The sequence below is a fragment of the Psychromonas ingrahamii 37 genome (assembly GCF_000015285.1).
In the GTDB taxonomy this organism is placed as follows: domain Bacteria; phylum Pseudomonadota; class Gammaproteobacteria; order Enterobacterales; family Psychromonadaceae; genus Psychromonas; species Psychromonas ingrahamii.
On the sequence record NC_008709.1, the window covers coordinates 2230462 to 2249010 of the forward strand.

General features: G+C 41.1%; 11 protein-coding genes. 6 read left to right on the plus strand and 5 right to left on the minus strand.

From position 1 onward, the window contains the following. The first annotated feature begins 21 nt into the window (after positions 1-21). The gene (locus PING_RS09580; RefSeq protein WP_011770175.1) at positions 22-378 is read left to right on the plus strand and encodes a hypothetical protein; all 357 of its coding nucleotides are present in this window, start codon (positions 22-24) and stop codon (positions 376-378) included. A 136-nt stretch (positions 379-514) separates the two neighbouring features. Here PING_RS09580 and PING_RS09585 read toward each other — a convergent pair whose 3' ends face one another. Then, a complete protein-coding gene (locus tag PING_RS09585; protein WP_011770176.1) occupies positions 515-2806 on the minus strand; it encodes a sensor domain-containing protein in 2292 nt (763 codons plus the stop codon). Next, complete coding sequence (locus PING_RS09590) at positions 2803-5325, minus strand: chemotaxis protein CheB (protein WP_011770177.1); 2523 nt, start codon at positions 5323-5325, stop codon at positions 2803-2805. Before PING_RS09590 ends, PING_RS09585 begins: the two co-directional genes overlap by 4 nt. 1269 nt (positions 5326-6594) lie before the next feature. Between PING_RS09590 and PING_RS09600 the strand changes: the two genes are divergently transcribed. Continuing rightward, positions 6595-8391 (plus strand): putative bifunctional diguanylate cyclase/phosphodiesterase, encoded by a 1797-nt coding sequence (locus PING_RS09600; RefSeq protein ID WP_011770178.1) that lies wholly within the window; start codon positions 6595-6597, stop codon positions 8389-8391. Positions 8392-8777: 386 nt separating this feature from the next. On the opposite strand, the gene PING_RS09605 is transcribed toward PING_RS09600, so the two are convergent. From PING_RS09605 to PING_RS09615, 3 genes are all read right to left on the minus strand, one after another. Next, positions 8778-9152: a hypothetical protein gene (locus tag PING_RS09605; protein WP_011770179.1), complete on the minus strand. Its 375-nt coding sequence runs from the start codon at positions 9150-9152 to the stop codon at positions 8778-8780. Positions 9153-9482: 330 nt separating this feature from the next. Next, on the minus strand, positions 9483-10505 hold the full coding sequence (gene arsB / locus PING_RS09610) for an ACR3 family arsenite efflux transporter (RefSeq protein ID WP_011770180.1): 1023 nt from the start codon (positions 10503-10505) through the stop codon (positions 9483-9485). 312 nt (positions 10506-10817) lie between these two features. Further along, positions 10818-11693: a patatin-like phospholipase family protein gene (locus PING_RS09615; protein WP_011770181.1), complete on the minus strand. Its 876-nt coding sequence runs from the start codon at positions 11691-11693 to the stop codon at positions 10818-10820. Positions 11694-11965: 272 nt separating this feature from the next. Between PING_RS09615 and PING_RS09620 the strand changes: the two genes are divergently transcribed. The 4 genes from PING_RS09620 to PING_RS09635 all read left to right on the plus strand — a co-directional run bounded on the left by PING_RS09620 (position 11966) and on the right by PING_RS09635 (position 18449). Then, positions 11966-12517 (plus strand): DUF1415 domain-containing protein, encoded by a 552-nt coding sequence (locus tag PING_RS09620; RefSeq protein WP_011770182.1) that lies wholly within the window; start codon positions 11966-11968, stop codon positions 12515-12517. Between the two features lie 264 nt (positions 12518-12781). Continuing rightward, positions 12782-16585, plus strand: coding sequence for an ATP-binding protein (locus PING_RS09625; protein ID WP_011770183.1), 3804 nt, complete (start codon positions 12782-12784; stop codon positions 16583-16585). Next, a complete protein-coding gene (locus PING_RS09630; protein ID WP_011770184.1) occupies positions 16585-17208 on the plus strand; it encodes a hypothetical protein in 624 nt (207 codons plus the stop codon). Before PING_RS09625 ends, PING_RS09630 begins: the two co-directional genes overlap by 1 nt. After that, on the plus strand, positions 17208-18449 hold the full coding sequence (locus tag PING_RS09635; protein ID WP_011770185.1) for a hypothetical protein: 1242 nt from the start codon (positions 17208-17210) through the stop codon (positions 18447-18449). The genes PING_RS09630 and PING_RS09635 overlap by 1 nt, the downstream gene beginning before the upstream one ends. Positions 18450-18549 lie beyond the last annotated feature (100 nt).

Genomic DNA, 18549 nt, shown 5'->3' on the forward strand with positions numbered 1-18549 from the left:
AAAATAAGTGAAATAAGCATCATGAAAAAAGTCAGTTTTATTAATATTGAAGACGAGGGTATAGACTTAATATTATCATTTGCAGTCTATGATTCAGAGCCATCGGCGATCGAGAGTCTGATCCTGATGAGGACGCCAAGATATGAGCTTCTATTGGATGATCATGAGCGAGGCGTTGCCGTTTCATTCAAAAATCATGAACAAAGCTCTCTTCTAAAAAGCGTGGTGTTAGGAACTGATATTGTTGAAATTTTTAATCAAGAGAATAAATATATTCTGGATATGAGGCATGTAGATAAAGACGAGTTAAATGAATTAGAAAAAATATTGAAGAAAATGAATTTTGATAATCGATTCACTATAGTCAGACCCTCGTAAGTTAGCCTCTTAGGCGCAAAGGGGCAGATTGCGACTTAGTACTTTTGCTCTTTTTCAGTCTCTTTTTAAACTTTAAAATGGTAAAAGAAAAGATGTGATCCCATTGCTTTTACCATTGTTTTTTAAAAAAGAGCGCTTATTTACGTTTATGACAGCGCAGATGAAAAGTGATTTCAGAGGCCTTCATCGCTTTACTGTGCAACTGCTGACTGGCCGGCTCAACTTCATTCGAGATTTTATTCGGTATTGCGGGCTCACCGTCGGTGTTATTAGCGAGTGAGTCAGCAACGACCGTCACACCTAATGAGCGGGACAGAAAAAGAAACCCATCCTGTAGCGCACGGTTAACAAAGTTGACAGACCCATCGGTAAAATGGGGTGCTATTTTAAATTTATCGATTGTTAACTGTTCAAACAGCCTAAACAGTGGACGATCTGCACCAAATTTATCAACGGTCAGTGCCATGCCCATCTTACTGATATTGAGAATATTTTCATAAACGGTTGGGTTATCACTTTTAAAAGTCACTTCATCGATTTCAAACTCCAGCCATTCTATTGAACACTTCGTTTCCAGCAGAATAGTCTGTAGATCTCCAATCAAACTAAATTGTGATAATTGCACTTCCGTTAAATTAATGGCAATACGTCCGAAATTAATTGCCGCTTTCTGCCAGATTACCGCCTGCAGTGCGGCTTTACGGATCATAATAAGACCTATCTGCACCGCTAAACCGTAATGTTCAGCCAGGCTTATAAAGCTGTCCGAATGTAGCACGCCACGCTGCGGGTGATTCCAGCATAACAGCGCTTCCAGCGCGACAATTTGCCGTTTACTCAGATCGTACTGAGGCAGGTAGTACAGCTCAAACTGATCCTGCGCCACTGCTTGTGTTAATGCTTCTTTAAATTTAACCTGCTGCCGTGAATATTGGGTCAACTTTTTAGTATAAAAATAATAGGTCGTGGTCTGAGCTGACAGCTTGCCGCTTTTTAAAGAGGGTGCTGTAGCGGTAACAGAATCACTTTCTTTTGTGGTGTTAATATGGGATTTACCACGCTGCATCGCTTTTTCCGCGTTGCCTAATAGCGTGTCTATATCAGTGCCATCGTCAGGATAGAGGGCAATCCCGATTGTCGCAGAGAGATGCGCAGATGAATGGTCAATGTCAAAGTATCGCTCAAATTGCGCGGTTATATTTTGCGCGACATCAGCCACATCCTGTTCATTAAGCAACTCATCAATAATAATAACAAACTCATCACCACCAAAACGCGCAACCGTATCTTTTTCAGAAACACAGCTTTTAAGACGTTCTGCAATCTGTTGTAGAGCCATGTCTCCCGCATTATGCCCATGCTGTTTATTAATTGCCTTAAAGCCATTAATATCCACTAACAGCACCGCCATCATCCGCTGATTAAAGCTTGCCCGGGCTATTACTTGTTCCAATCGGTTAAACAGCGCAATACGGTTAAATACCCCGGTCAGCGGATCATGTTTTGATAAAAACTGTATTTTGGGCTCAACTCTTGTACTTTGCTTTAAATCGATAAAGGAACTGATACGGCAGAGTGTCCCTTTTTCTTCGAGCTCAATAACATACATTTCTGACCAGCAATAATGATGTTCGCCATTTTTTGTGCGATATGACATATCTCCCTGCCAGCTTTTATCTTTTTGTAATGCAGTCTCTATCTTCTCATATTGACTGCTTTCAAGTATGCTGACATGTGATTGCAGCAGCTCCTCTTTTGAATAACCGGTCGTATCGCAACTGGCCTTATTAGCCTCAACAATATAGCCATTTTCATCGCTGATAATAATGCATTCCAGCGTATGAGTGAATATATTGGCGGCAAGTTTGAGTTTTTCATCGGCGCGTTTACGGTCGGTGATGTCAATTACCGCGGCAAGACAGTCTGTTTCGGTAATGCCGAGATTGGCTTCAATATTCAGCCAACGCTTATGCTTGCCAATCTGTGCTAAGACCTCAAAGGATTGTATGCCATCACCCGCAAATGCTTTTGCCAGACAACGGTTGAATTTATCACGATCTTGGGGTGTTAAGTAGTTTGAAAACTGTTTTCCTACCAAGTTAGCGCGTTCAATATCCAATAGGCTCGCCCCGCGTAAATTAACCTGATTGACAACGCCCTTCAGATTGAAAGAAAAATAGGCAATAGGTGCAAATTCAAATAACTCGGTATAGCGATAATATAATTTTTCGGTTATCCGTGCTTGCTTTAACTCCTCATTCTGCATTTCCAGCTCAATCTGATGAACCTGCAATTCGTGTATCATCTTTTTGGCTGCATAGTCGCTAGGAATAGTTTGTTTGATTTCTGTTTGTGTTTTCAGTTGTGCTTCCGCGCGCTGGCGTAACGTTTTGCTGGATAGCTTGGTTGACTTTGCAGGTGTCTTCATGGGTTGGACCTCGTCTTGCGTAATTCTGACTCAAGCAGTTTGGCTTCACTAATATTGGTGAAGGTTATCACCACACCGTCAATGACATTTTCTTGGGTACGATAAGGCATGATCCGGACTTTGAACCAGCGTTCATTGTTAGCCGCTATCTCTTTTTCTACGAAGGCCAGCGTTTTTAACACCTTCTTAGCATCTTTTTGCAGATCTTTATAATCCAGATCCGTGACAATGTCGAACAGTGGTCGGCCCTTATCACCTTCAATCAGCTTGAATACATGAGTGGCATGGTTGGTGAAGCGCCGTATATGCAGTCCGTTATCCAGAAAAATGGTAGCAATTTCTGTACTGTTAAGCAGGTTCTCCATGTCATTGTTGACCCATGACAAATCATCAACGTTGGATTGCAGTTCGGTGTTGACGGTTTGCAACTCTTCATTCATTGACTGCATCTCCTCTTTAGAGGTGGTCAATTCTTCATTGGTGGATTGCAACTCCTCATTCGTTGATTGCAACTCCTCATTGGCAGACTTTAGTTCCTCATGAGTGGATTGCATTTGTTCGCGGAGGGATTTTATTTCATCATGCGCCAGTTGTAGTTCGGCCTGACTTTCTTGCTCCGCTGCCCCCTGTTTTTTGCGTCGCCGCCTGGTCGGCGTCACAACTTCAGTAAACACCACCATTATTAAGCCAAGCAAATCTTTTGGCTTAATAATCGCTTGTACCGTCAAATTGACACTGTGTGTATCTACTGTGATATTTTCAATCGTCACTGGCTCTACCTGCATCTGTGCTTTCTTGATAGCGAGCTCAAGCTGATGTTGTAGTTCTTCACGTGCCATTACGTGAATGTTCCAGTTGGCTTTGCCCGCAGCAGGCTCTAAATATTTTCCGGTACGACCATTGATGTAGATAATGTCGCCTGCCGCATTGACTAACACCGCTGCTGGCGAATAGTTTTGCAACAGAATTTGATCTGCCTGCGTTTGTAGATTGCTAATATTTTTGGTCATCTTACGGGTTCCCTCATGTTCATTTTCTGCCAGGGGCATAATCGGAAATATCTTAGTAGGAAAGTCGACTTCCGTGTGCTGTCCAGGCCTGTCAATGCGCGTGTAAATCCGTGTGTTTTCTTTGATTTCTGAGAACAATGAGGTGGCATTACCAATCGTTTCGGAATTGCCCAGAATCAAAAGCCCATGAGAAGTTAATGTGTAGTGGAACAGTGGCAGTAACTTTTTTTGTAATTCCGGTGCAAGATAAATCAGAAGATTACGACAGGTGAGAATATCTAATCGAGTGAAAGGGGGATCCATAATGATATTCTGTGGTGCGAAGATCACCATGTCACGAATGTTCTTGTTTATGCGGTAACCACTGCCATCTTTAATGAAATAACGATCCAATTGCTGTGCGGACATGTCAGCCTCAATGCCTGCCGGATAATAGCCTTTCCTTGCAATATTGATGGCATCCTGATTAAGATCGGTCGCAAAAATTTGTAATTTGAAATGCCCTTTGGGCTTAATTTCATCCAATACATCCATTACCGTCATTGCGAGAGAGTAAGCCTCCTCACCAGATGAGCAAGCGGTTACCCATGCCCGCAGTTCTTTACCTTCAGGATAATTAGCTAATAGTGCTGGCAGTGAGGTTGACTTGAGCTGCGCCCAAACGTCTTTATCACGAAAGAAATTGGTTACCCCAATTAACAGCTCCTTGAATAACAGGTCTTGTTCTTGCGAATTATCACGTAGATAACGGGCATAGAGCGAGATGGTTTCAAGCTGATGCAGACCCATACGCCGTTTAATACGACGATCTATGGTATTTGTCTTGTACAGTGAGAAGTCGTTTCCACTGCGTTCACGCAGTATCATAATGATCTGCGCTAGTGCGCTTGTTGACTTGCGTTTCACTATCGGTTCAAGTTTGTTTGGAACACCCCGTCGGCTATGTTCGAGAAACGCTATAATCCGTTCCGGTAGTTCTTCAGCAGGGGCTGTGATGTCAGCTAGCCCGGCATTAATAGCACTTTGAGGCATTGAATCAAATTTAGCTGACTCAGGCGACTGTACCAGAGACAGTCCGGCATTTTCTTTGATGGCGCGTAAACCAAGCGTGCCATCGGATCCCATGCCTGACAAAATAACACCCACAGCGCGTTCATGCTGATCAGCGGCCAAAGATTGAAAGAATGAATCAATGGGTAACCGGATCGTGTGCTTAACCACCGGTTCTAACAGAAATAATACCCCGTGAAGAACTGATAAATCTTTGTCAGGTGGGATCACATACACACAGTTGGGCTTTACCTTCATATTGTTGCAAGCTTGTTTTACTTTCATCGTCGTGTCGCGCTGCAACAGCTCAGGCATGATCCCTTTGTGAGTGGGGTCAAGGTGCTGGATAACAACAAATGCGATATTACAAGGCGTTAGCACATGAGAGAAAAATTCTTCCAATGCTTCAAAGCCGCCAGCAGAAGCCCCTATGCCGACAATAACGGGGGTATTAATCACTGCCAATCTACAGCAATCCAGGGAGATTTAGACAATGCTTTGCTTTGTTTTTTCATAGGGTATATTGCTTAATAATTTATCAAATAATTGCAGAAAAGATTGTATCGTATTGAACTGGTTCTGGACAACTTTTTATCAAATCCTTCGTTCTCCTGCTATGGTGTTAATCTGACTTTAGCTTATATTATAGAGCGTTACGCGCCATCTGAATGCGATTGAAACCACAAAATAGTCATGTGATGACGCTGTTGATTGCTTTTTTATCTTTTAGCGAACAACAGCAACCTATTATGCTCGCTTTTCCCGTTTTCCCGTTTGCTAGCATCGTCGTTTCCAAGTGAATTTGGCCACTTTTTGTAAGGCACTATTTTTTTAAGGTATTGTTTTTTGTAATGTACTATTTTTTGTAATGTACTACGGGGGCAAAAAGCGACTTAGCGCTTTTGCTTTATTAATCTGTTTATACTGCCCAATTTACGGTCGCTTTCTCCCAATAACGATCGTAAATGTATCGGTTCTCTCGAGCTGGCCTTCAAGCGGGCTAGGGAATAAATGGCTAACACATTTAGCTATTTTTGCTTGAAAAAACCACCAAATTGGGAAAGCGTTTTTACGCTCAAAAAATCTTCATTAAAAACAAAATTATTAACCTACTATCTTAAAATTAATCTCTATTAATTGACTATTTATTTTAAGTATTTTGTATCGATTTAATAATGAAACGCTCATATACATAAGAAAAAATAACTATTTACCATAAACAATATTTTGTAAATGCTTCTGCTGGTGAGGGTTATTTTGAAATTTTAACATATAATAAAATGAACACCTGACTTCACCAAGGGGAGTGCTGGCAACTTCAGTTAGACCGTCTGAGGATATAGAAAAACGATTGAGTTTTGTAGTGTCTAAAACAGTTAGCACTAACGCATTTTATATTAGAGAAATGATTGAATCTGCGCCTAATAAGATTGAAGACTTTTACCTTGCAGAGCAAATCGTTATTGATGTCGCTCAAGGGAATAGAAAATCGATAACTCGAATGAACAGCAGTAGCTACTTGACTTGGAAGGTTTAAGTCTCAGCAGTGCTATTCGAATTTCAATGCATTTTAGAAAAACAGAAGAGATCGAAAGTCCAATAGAATTAGGAAAGTCATTAAAATACTTTTACTGGTATGAGAGTTGGTGTAGAGGGTGTGAATTTTTAAATATCCTGTTCCTTTGAGGCTCTCCCAACACACTGTTTAAATGTAAGAGGGTTAAATAAATGAGTAAGGACGTAGAATACGACAGTAAACTTAATGATAGAAAACGCCATCAGGCAGACCTTACTCTTTCCAACAATGCGCTTGCCATTGCCAACAAGGATCTTGCCTTTCAAAATGAAGAGAAGGATAAACGGGCAGCAGAGCTTGCCATTGCCAACGAAGAAAAAAGTAAACGGGCAGCAGAGCTTGCCATTGCTAACAAAGAGCTTGCCTTTCAAAATAAAGAGAAGGATAAACGGGCAGCAGAGCTTGCCATTGCTAACAAAGAGCTTGCCTTTCAAAATAAAGAGAAGGATAAACGGGCAGCAGAGCTTGCCTTTCAAAATAAAGAGAAGGATAAACGGGCAGCAGAGCTTGCCATTGCTAACAAAGAGCTTGCCTTTCAAAATAAAGAGAAAGATAAACGGGCAGCAGAGCTGGCCATTGCCAACAAGGAGCTTGCCATTGCCAACGAAGAGAAAGGCAAACTGACAGAAAAACTCAATGACCTCGCCTTCTATGACACGCTTACCGGCTTGCCCAACAGACGTATTTTGATAGACAGGCTACATCACGCGTTAGCTTCCAATGTGCGTGAAGGCTGTGATAGTGCGGTGATGTTTGTTGATTTGGATCATTTCAAGGATATCAACGATACCCTCGGCCATGGATTCGGTGATTTACTGCTGATCCAGATAGCGCAGCGTCTGGCGTCTTGCCTACGCAAAGGTGATACGGTGGCGCGTCTGGGAGGGGACGAGTTTGTGTTGATTCTGGAAAATCTGGACAAAAAAACCATTGAAGCCGCAGCAAAGGCGAATGCCATTGCCGATAAAATTTTGGCTGCGCTTAATAAGCCCTACCAGCTTGACATGCACAAATGCTACAGCACTGTCAGTATCGGAGCTGTCTTTTTTGACCATCAGGGTAATACGGCAGAAGATCTGCTGAAACAAGCCGACATTGCTATGTATCAGGCCAAACAAGCCGGCGGCAATCAGATCAGGTTCTTTAACCCGGAAATGCAGGAAATTATTAATGTGCGCATCACCCTCGAAAATGAACTGCGCCTTGCCATTGAAAAATCGCAATTTCATTTGTATTACCAAATTCAGATGGACAGTGCCAACCGAGTATTGGGAGCCGAGGCATTGATCCGCTGGATGCACCCTGAACGTGGACTAGTGTTACCTGCTACCTTTATTCCTTTAGCGGAAGAAACCGGCTTAATTCTACCTATTGGGAAATGGGTTATCGAGACGGCTTGTGCGCAGATAAAAGTATGGCAGAAAGAGCCCCTGACCCGCAACTTAACACTGTCAGTCAATGTGAGTGCCAAACAATTCCGGCAGAAGAATTTTGTGGAAAAAGTGCAGTCAGCTGTAGAGCGATATGCTGTTCCCGGAAATTTACTTAAGCTGGAATTGACCGAAAGCCTGTTGCAATACGATATCGAAGTCACCATTGCCATGATGAAGGCATTAAATAAGATTGGTGTTCAGTTTTCCCTGGATGACTTCGGCACAGGTTATTCATCCTTACAATACCTTAAGCGGCTGCCCCTCGATCAGTTCAAGATAGACCAATCGTTCGTGCGTGATATTGCGACAGATAATAACGATAAAGCGATAGTAAAAGCGATTGTTGCTATGGCACAGATTCTGGATATAGACGTTATTGCCGAGGGAGTGGAAACTGAAGAGCAACGACAATTACTCTTAGGCAAAGGATGCGTCTTTTTCCAAGGGTATTTATTCAGCAAACCAATACCAATTGATGAATTTGAGGCGTTAATTTGTCGTTTAACTGACACCTGATTTTAAACAGTGACCGCCATGCGAAAGCGCAAATTTACAGAATTTATTGAGCATGTAGGACGTAACCTAATTACCCCCACTTGACAGAAAAGCTATCTGTAAGAAGTGTTTCTTAAACTTATCAGGGGTCGATTATAGAGACCCTTTTTTGTTTTGTAAGTAAAGGGGGCAAAAGCGACTTATCTTTTTAAGGTTAAAGGGGGGCAAGTGAGATGACTCTTTACTCGATTGTCGAACTGTCATTTAATTTATCTGGTACGGTGGGAAGGTCAGTTGAATAGCTAAAAACAATTTTTTCTAATATTGCCTTGGTATAAAACGAGGGGATAAGCTAATAGCACAGAGCGGCACTGTATATAACGGTCGCTCTGTGCTATTTACTAACATTAAAGACCCGATAAAGATTTCCAGGTTTTTTTACCGATTAAAGTCTCCCCTTGGTACAAAGCAATTAAATCGCCTTCCCGATGCCTTTTCGCTTTCAATACGACTCCGTCCCATACGTCAGTTTCAAGCCGGTCGCCAACCGCTATTTGCTGATGATATAATTTTGAAATATCATCCTGCTCTGCCAGTGCCTCGGATTCTGTGGCAAAAAAGCACGGCAGATTTAGGCCTTCATGTTCGAACAGAGAGATACTGAATCCATTATCAGTAGGCGTCGCATGGACAAAGAACTCACCTTTGCGAACTGCAATTTCCATATCAACCGATCCTTCATTCGCATCTAAAAGATGATTGAACATAACTTGAATTTCCATTTTGTCATTCCTTTTATATTGATTTTTTACGTATATAAAAAGACCATTTCGTGCAATTAAACACTGCATGAAACGGGAGGTTGGATTTCAATTTAAACACTAGTTTATGACAGAAATATTAAATTACCGGGTATATTTTAAATTAGCATATCGTGAATTGCTTAAGCTTGCAGTTTATTTTTGATAACATTTACGTATACAAAAAGACCCTCTAAAAAGTGTCATAGTCGCAAAACCAAGGGGAGTACCGGCAGAGATAGTCCCGAGAAAGACCGAGGTACTTGAGTAGGGCGATCACATAGAGCATCACCAGAACAAAAATGTTAAATATCAGGCATCTTTAAACCAGTGTTGTGTGCTATTGGCAAAATAAACTAAAGACAGCATGACCGGTACTTCGACCAGTACACCGACAACCGTTGCCAATGCTGCGCCGGAGTGCAAACCAAACAAAGAGATTGCCACTGCGACCGCCAGTTCAAAAAAGTTTGATGTGCCAATCAGCGCTGCCGGGGCGGCAATGTCATAGGGTAGCTTAATCGCTTTAGCGGCCGTATAAGCAATAGCAAAAATGCCATAGCTTTGAATCGTTAAGGGAATGGCTATCAGTAAAATGGTTTGCGGCTGCATCAAAATCGTTTGCGCCTGAAAGCCGAACAGTAGAATGACGGTGCCTAATAAACCAACTATCGACCAGGGTTTAGTTTTCGCAAGAAAGGTCGTGACTCCCTCTCTGCTGTGTTTGTGGTGAAGATAATGGCGCGTGCTGACCCCTGCGAGCAAAGGTAGCAGCACATAGAGGAGAACGGACAGTAACAAGGTTTCCCAAGGTACGGTAATATCGGTTACCCCTAACAGAAAAGCGCTGATTGGCGCAAAGGCGAAGATCATAATAATGTCATTAACTGAAACCTGCACCAGAGTATAATTTGCATCACCTTTGGTGAGCTGACTCCAGACAAAGACCATGGCGGTGCAGGGAGCGACGCCCAGCAGGATCATCCCTGCTATATACTGATTAGCATCCTGCGGATCAACCCAACCCGCAAAAAAAACTTTGAAAAATAACCATGCCAATACCGCCATAGTAAAAGGTTTGATAAACCAGTTAATGATAAGGGTAAGCACTAACCCTTTGGGTTTTTTGCCAACATCCTTTATTGAGCTGAAATCAATCTGCACCATCATCGGATAGATCATCACCCAGATTAAAAGCGCAACGACTAAATTGACATGTGCCCATTCCAGCCTGGCAATCTGCAAAAATGCCCCCGGAACTAAACTGCCGAAAAACACACCAACAACGATACAAATACCAACCCAAAGAGATAAATAACGTTCAAAAATACCCATTTAAAAGTCCTTCTTTGTCTGAAATAGTCTGTTTTATTATAGGCTGTTTTTGGCAAAACTCGTTTTACCCAATCGCCCGAAGCCGGATTCATTTGGTAGAATACCCACAGCCTATGCAGATGGGCATTTTCTGTTAGTGGAAAACATAAAAAAGTTGCCGGAAGGCTGGTGGTTGAATTAATTCGCGGGTGAAAGGGTTGATATGATTAACGGCAACAATGACTCACTTACTACCATAAATGAGTCATTATTTTAATTTTTTCACCGCTTTAGGAAAAATCATTCTGAGCTGTGTATTCATCAGACATTCAATTAGACATTCTGCAGGCAACGATCTGCCATTTGATAACCTAATTTTACCATTTCTGCGGAACGTTCAAATTCCAGGGTACCGCAAGCATCTCTTGATATTTCAATAATATGATCAGCAGGATAAGCCGCTAATTTTTGACGTGCAATAGTACTTTGCATGGCATCAATAGCCAATTCTGCAATATTGTATATTTTCCAATCAATGCCTTTTTCCTGTTGCATTTTTTTACTTGGGGAAAAATGTTTCGTTATCGCGTCTAAGTTTACCGGGATGCCCAAGCCGTTGTGAGGTTTTTCTGCTAATTTATGTTGTTGATGATGAATGGGTCCGCCAAGATTTACTGCAATAGTTAAATCCGTATGGTCGCTAAAAGTGGGGGCAATAGGGACTGGGTTTAAAACGCCACCATCAATGAGGTCAACCCCGTTACGGACAACAGGGGTAAAAAACAAAGGCATTGCCATAGATGCGCGCAGTGCTTGAAACAAGGATCCTTTGTTTATCCAAATCTCTTTTTCATTTCTAATGTCCGATGCAACGGCAGTATAGGTGATAGGCAAATCTTCTATCTTATAATCACCAAAAAGCTCGATTAAAACATTCATTATTTTATCGCCACGTGCTTCATGGTTCCAATTAATATAAAATAATTTCAATTTGTAGAGCGTTGTAATACTCGCGGCCCATGCTTCAAATTCATCCAATTTTCCCGCTGCATACATACCGCCTACCAATGCACCAACCGAACTACCGGAGATTGATTTTATTTCGTAACCATGGGTTAATAACCAGCGTATTACGCCAATGTGCGCCATTCCCCTCGCGCCTCCACTGCCAAGTACGAGAGAAACTGTTTTTTTCTTTATTTTTGTCATGGTGAGCCTTACATATTAAGTGTTAATCTTTGTGGTTCGAAGCAGATACTGTTTAACGCAATATTTTGTTAGACTGGGAAGATCAACGTTCACTTTTATCTGGTTAATGTATTTTCGAATCTAGAATAGTCAAGCTGAGTTATATGTTACTAATAACAATCCGGGTTGCCAACTGCAGAGCTTGCTCTGTCACGAAGATAGATGTTGGCCACCTAAGGGGTTAGACTATCACTTTAAAATTGTAACCTAAAAAACAGATAGAATAGATAAATATGACTGATAAAAATGAAATTATTTCGGCTACCCAAGATTGGGTTAGCCAGCTGGTTGTGAAATACAATATTTGCCCCTTTGCCAGACGTGAAGTTGAACGGGGCTCTATACGTTATTGTCAGGCAGAGGATGCCCAGTGCGAGGCCGTATTACAGACTTTATTGGATGAATGCCGCCTTTTAGACGGTAATAAAGAGTTAGAGACAACCCTGTTAATTTTGCCCAGTGGTTATGAGGGGTTTTATGGTTTTTTAGATTTGGTGGATTTGGCCAATGATCTGCTTGTAGTGGAAGGTTATGAAGGTGTTTATCAATTAGCGCATTTTCACCCTGATTATTGTTTTGCCGATGAAGTGCAAAATGCACCATCAAATTATACTAATCGTTCCCCCTATCCAACTCTACATCTTATTCGCGAAAGCAGTATGGAGATTGCGATAGCCAATCATCCCGATGTTGATAGTATTCCGCAGCGTAATATTGAATTTGCGAATAAAAAGGGCAATGCCTTTTTTGCGGATTTATTGGCCGGTTGTTCAATTAAAAAATAATTTTTCCGAGTATAAAACAAGCAACTCGAAGGTTAAAAAGACAGTGCAGCTTTATTGGTGCAGGAGATTATTATTTTCGCGATTGGAAAAAGCACAATCTCCCCGAAAAGCATCGACAAACTGTCTTTATCCTTATAAATTAGCCCCAATTTATAAAGATAAACGACTTGAAGAAGCTGAAGGGGCATTTGAACCGAGCATTTTTAAGTTACTTGCTTATATTTATCTCTATTTTTTACAAAAGCATTCACACAAGGATTTTTTATGGCTCAGCAAGCCTATCAACTACTGCGCATTATTATCATCGACAGTTTCTGGAAGGGGCAGGTTAATGAGCTTAATTTAACCGGCCATACACAGCTTGAAGGCACCAATGGCGCGGGTAAAACATCACTGATGCGTTTATTGCCGCTTTTTTATGGTATGCGGCCAAGTGATATTGTCAGTAAAGTTGATCAAGCACACAATTTCGCTGATTATTACCTGCCACGTGATTCGAGTATGCTGGTTTATGAATACCAACGTCCCTTTAGTCAAACTTGTATGGTCATCGCGAGCAGTGATGGACGTGGAGTGCATTTTAAATTTATTGACGGCGCTTATAACAGTGAATATTTTATTGCTGAGAATAACAAACCTTACCCTGTTAGTGATGTTGATAAATTCTATCGTAATGCCGGTTGCGATCGTTCTATTTTTTTAGGGGTGGATAAATACCGTCAGGTTATTCAAAACCTGCGCAGCGGGCGTAAGTTAAAAGAGGTGTATTTACTCCAAAAGCGTTATTCCTTTAGTGACCAGCCTTGCCCGCATATTGATAAAGTTATTAACGGCACGATTGAAAAGAACCTTGATTTTGATGCGGTTAAACGCATGCTGGTGGCCATTGCAAGCGATCATCTGGCGCGTAATAGTGTCGATGAAAAAGAGCAGATTAGCCTTAAAAAGGAAGAAATCAGCCATTGGCTTGCCGATATTCAGGCTGGGCGGGCAATCCAAAAAGTCGCGCATAAAATAACCCTCTGGCAAAATGATTTTAGCAGTTTAGAAAGCCTGCTGCTTAAACTGCAGCACTTGCATTTTGAAATTGTGAGTCATCAAACTCGTATTGAAAGTCTGCAGAAAGAGCGCGCAGAAACAAAAGCTGATAAACGCCAATTATTAATTTCATTAGAAAAACAACTGCAGGAATCGGTGGATCGTTTAAACGGTGAATTATTTACCCTTAAGGCCAAAATTCAAGCGGATCAAAGTCATATTGATTTGCTCGACGAAGACAAATTAATTTTTGATCAGGATGATGCCCCCAGTTACCACCTGCATGCAGAACAAGCCCCGCAGATTCAAAACGAATTAAATGAAGTGAATGCGATTATTGAAGCATTTGAGGGTAATATTAATAAAATACAGCAAAAATTTGATCGCTTAATCCAAAATAGAAAATTAGAGAATGTGACTGATATTGCCGGGAATAAAGATAAAACAGCCAATATTAAAGAGACCGCAGCGCTGCAGTTAACCGTTATATCTGACGTGTATCAGCAGCAATGTAATGAGTTGAATGAGCAATTAAATCAGCAAAACTTAAACTTAAAAATCGGACAAGAGCGTATTGAAAGTGCACTTGAAAATGCGAAATTTCAATTAAATCAAGCTATTATTGAGCCTGAGTTATTGACTGATATTGAAAATAATCAGGTGTTATTAAATGCTGCGCAGGAAAAACAGACTCAACGCTTTAAAGAGCAGTCCAGTTTACAAAGTGAATTAACGCAGTTTGATAAACTGCGTGAAAAGCAAAGTGATAAACATCAACAGGAAAACCGTTATTTAGAACAGTTACGCAGTGAATGCGCGGAAGTTGAGTTACAACTTATTCCTAAAGCAGGCTCATTACATCATTATTTAAATAACGAGCCGCTGGCAGGGGACTGGAAGCAAAGCATCGGACGTTTATTAAGCAGTGCGCAGCTGGGTCGTTGTGATCTTGACCCTGAATGGGTTGGCGGGGAATTAAACTTCTATGGTTTAAAGTTAGATTTACAGCAGATCCAGCACAACGACTCGCTATTTTTGAATGAAACACAATTGCGTGAAAAGCGTGACGCGCTTGAAACAACCTACCAGACGCAAAGTGACAAGATCAAACAGATTGACGAGCAACTTGCTCAACTGAGTAAACAGATTGAAAACCAGCAGCTTAAAATGACCCGAGCGGCGCAGGGCTTAAAACAAAATGAATTAAATCTGCAGCAACTCAACGTCCAGCATCAAAATCTTGCGGTCAAAAAACAACGCGCGATTAAAGCCCATATTGACAGCGTTAATGAGCAGATTAATTCACTCGAAAAACAGAAAAAAGTGAATGATAAAAAACAACAGGCATTTTCAGAGCAGCAGCAAGGGCAGAAAAGTGAACTAAGTACGCAGATGTTGGAAAAGCGGCTGGTGGTTGAAAGTGATAGAGATGTGCAACTGGATCTCTTAAGTGAAGCGTTGCTGGCATTAGAGTCTGGCCATAAAGCACGCATAAAAGCGCTCCAAAAACAGAATGATACTGATTTAGATAAACTTGATCCCGATGGTGAAGTGGATAAGCGCAGTCGGGAAAGAAAAAATCTTATTCGGTCACTTGAAAGATGTGCTGTTTTTGAGCAAAAAGCGCGCAGCTATTTTCAGTTTATGAATGAGCGCTATAGCCAACGTGATAGCCTGGCTGAGCATAATCAAAATAGAAAGATTACAAAACGTAATACTGAACAATCAATCGAAGAGCTTCAGATTAATCTGGGTAAGCAGATCAGTGATACAAAGCTTTTTATCAAAAAGCTCAATATGCAAAGTCATGCTAGCGAGGATTTGTTAGTGTTACTTAATGAGAGCCATCGTGATTGTGAACAAAGCGGTATTAATGCGACTTTTGCAGAGCATCAACCGTCCAACCAGGCTGATCTCAGTATTAGTTTTTGTAATGATTGCCTCGAACAATTCAAAAGCATCCACAAACGTCTTAGTGAACAACTTAATAAATTTAATGACCGTTTCAAAAAAGATCATTCCGCCAGTGAGTTATATGAAAACTGGCAAAAATTAGTGGCCGATAATGATCATTATCAGGGTGCTGAATTATTATTTAAATATCGCAGTCCGATTGCTGACCTATTAAGCAGTGCTGAGCAAAAACAAAAAAGCACTTATCAATTAGTTACTGTCAATGCCAATATGATCAATGAGTTCTATCAACATATAGAAAACTTTGGTCAGCGTATTAAACAGATTGGCAAAAAATTATCCAATAATGTTACTGCACTGACACATTTTGAAGCACTGGCTGAGATCAATGTCACCACCGTAATGAAACAGGAAGAGTTAGATTATTGGGGGCCGTTACAGGTTTTTGCGAAAGCATTTGAATTATACCGGGATCAATTAAGAGAAGGAGTCGGAGAAATACCCGATGAACTGGTACAGGCAATGCAAAGATTATCGGCCTACTTACCCAGTGAAGGTTTTGTCTTAGCTCATAATAATCTGTTTGATATTGAATTTACGATCACCGAAAAAGGTCATGTAAAGCATGCCCGTAACGCCAAACAACTTAAAAAAGTAAGTTCGACGGGACTTTCTTATCTGGCCATGTTGTCATTATTTGCAGGTCTTTTGGGTATGTTGCGCGGCAGTGGTGAAAACCGGTCGCAAATAATCTTACCCGTTGACGAGCTTGGAGAGTTAGCGGCTGAAAATGTTGATTTGTTACTGCAGATGTTTAATGACAATAATATTAGTATGTTATCCGCATCGCCTTCGACAGACCGGCATATTCTTTCACTCTACCAACGCCACTATAAATTAAAAGATAATAAAATTTTCCATGCCGATATTCCAGCATCACGTTTAGATGAATTGTTAGCGAAACGGGCAAGTGCGCAAAACCGTCTCGACAGTGGCGTTATCAAAGAGTTTGATGAAAGTCTTGGCAAAGAAAAGTTAGTGCAACAGGTAAGTACAGTCAACAATGAGTCTGATGCAAGTCTTGCCAAAGAAAAAGCTGCACAGGAGTTAAGCTAATGTTTAAACAAACGGTGCAAAAATTATTAACTGGGGCGGTTATTTGTGAAACCGCTTATCCGGAAGAGTTTGAATATTTGAAAGCGGGCAGTAATAGTGGACGGGTAAATGATTTTTTAGCAAATTTAGACAGAAACTTGACCTGCTTAGAAAGTGCAGAAGCTTATTATTGTACCTTTACCCAAGTTGATCAGTCTAACAGTGTTGAACTGACCGCACTTTTTACTGAGATGCGCGCCACCTTTAGGCCTCTGGTTGAATTTTTAGACTTGTTATTAACCGCTTCTCATGCGGATTTGCCGGTGCGTGCAAAATCTGTGGTTAATATTAATACCCTGTTTGATCCCTTTGAGCACGATCAGACCCTGCGTGATCAGTTACGCCGTTTAACCTCTATTAAACCTTTTAAAACCAATAAAGTTGAAACCCGTGAGCAGTTGGTGACGGTTTTTCAAAAACTGGAAGAGATGCATTATTTGGTGCGCAAAAACCCCGGCAGCAGTCGTTATTATGCCACTGCAAAATTTGACCTTATTTATATTTTAATTGAATTTTTAAATGATTCGGAAAAGGTTGAATTACCCGAAGAGGCACAGAGTCAGCAAGAGGAGTTACTCTTTTAATGGCGGGTTATGATGCAGGGCAGGTTGCCGAGTTATTACGTAAAATTGGTTCACACGACGAGTTACTGGCAAATGCTTATGTCTATGGATCGGTGGTCACTGATCAAGCCGAACAACGCACTATCAATCTGTTACATAAGGCGGGTCTGTTAAGACCGGACGACGAGCCCGGTGAATTTCGCCTGACCACAGACTTTAAACGTATGCTCAATCGTTTAATGCGTAAACAAAGCAGTTACCGTCAACTAACGGACATGGGTAAAGTCATTGAAGCATTGGATGAAACGGTTTATGACTTTCAACAAGCTGTGCAGGCAAAACAGAGTGACGATGCGGAATTTTATCTTGATCAACTGGATGATCTGCTCTATGAAACCAAAGATGGTTTAAATACTAACCTTGAAAATATGCATTATGCGATTGTCAGTCAGTTTGGTTTTGTCAGTACGCTGACCAATAAAATAAGACAAAATGAACGTTATTTGAACCATGCACAAAATTTATTGACTGAGCTGCAGCAGATCGATCCCGAATCTTGTTATGAGTGGATTAACTGGCCTTGTCCAAATGACTTTGCCCGTAAAATAACCGGTTTTATTTACTGGTTTAACCAAACATTACCGCGTTTACGTTTTATTATCGATAATATGCGTTTAAGTCTGTTTCGTTTGCGTCGGGATGAAAAACAGGCAAGTCAGTTGCGTAATATGGCACGTTATTTACGTCAGCACCCGGAATTTGAACTTAAGGAGCAACTGTTTGAAGAACCTGGTTTCCCTGAATCATTAAAATTTGCGCCAGCAATGAACTTGTGCAGTTATGTTGATCCCCATAATACGGCAATAGAAACGCCATTAATGAATCTGGTGCAATCATTACGCAAACAAAATAACCAACCCGTGAATAAACAACGAGAAAGCGCTACGGTGGTTATTAGCAGTATTGAAAAGCTTGTTTATGAAAGTGATTTTTTTGAAGAGCAAAGCGATTCTTTATTTGAGCAGGCAATAGAGACTGAGCAGCCGGTCTCCGCTATTGCCTTTTGGCAAAAATACCAACTGGATTGGGTAAGACAAAACCAACATATTCATCCTAAGGCCTGGATTGAGTTGGTCTTTAGTTGTTATTGTAAATTAACCAATGACCAACAGGCCGCGCTGGATATCAAAATGATAGGCTCTGCCGATGTAGGGGTGCCGGATAATTATACGTATAATGATCTGGAGATTATTTTGCGTTAAAAAGTAAAGGCTCGAAAACTTATAGCTTGAAGGCTTGAAGGCTTGAAGGCTCGAAGCTCGACTTTCGAAGCTCGCAGCTCAAAGGCTCGGCAGGACTGGA

Coding starts and splice junctions, on each gene's coding strand:
- PING_RS09580 (WP_011770175.1), top strand. CDS start 22: ATGAAAAAAGTCAGTTTTATTAATATTGAAGACGAGGGTATAGACTTA.
- PING_RS09585 (WP_011770176.1), bottom strand. CDS start 2,806: ATGAAGACACCTGCAAAGTCAACCAAGCTATCCAGCAAAACGTTACGC.
- PING_RS09600 (WP_011770178.1), top strand. CDS start 6,595: ATGAGTAAGGACGTAGAATACGACAGTAAACTTAATGATAGAAAACGC.
- PING_RS09605 (WP_011770179.1), bottom strand. CDS start 9,152: ATGGAAATTCAAGTTATGTTCAATCATCTTTTAGATGCGAATGAAGGA.
- arsB (WP_011770180.1), bottom strand. CDS start 10,505: ATGGGTATTTTTGAACGTTATTTATCTCTTTGGGTTGGTATTTGTATC.
- PING_RS09615 (WP_011770181.1), bottom strand. CDS start 11,693: ATGACAAAAATAAAGAAAAAAACAGTTTCTCTCGTACTTGGCAGTGGA.
- PING_RS09620 (WP_011770182.1), top strand. CDS start 11,966: ATGACTGATAAAAATGAAATTATTTCGGCTACCCAAGATTGGGTTAGC.
- PING_RS09625 (WP_011770183.1), top strand. CDS start 12,782: ATGGCTCAGCAAGCCTATCAACTACTGCGCATTATTATCATCGACAGT.
- PING_RS09630 (WP_011770184.1), top strand. CDS start 16,585: ATGTTTAAACAAACGGTGCAAAAATTATTAACTGGGGCGGTTATTTGT.
- PING_RS09635 (WP_011770185.1), top strand. CDS start 17,208: ATGGCGGGTTATGATGCAGGGCAGGTTGCCGAGTTATTACGTAAAATT.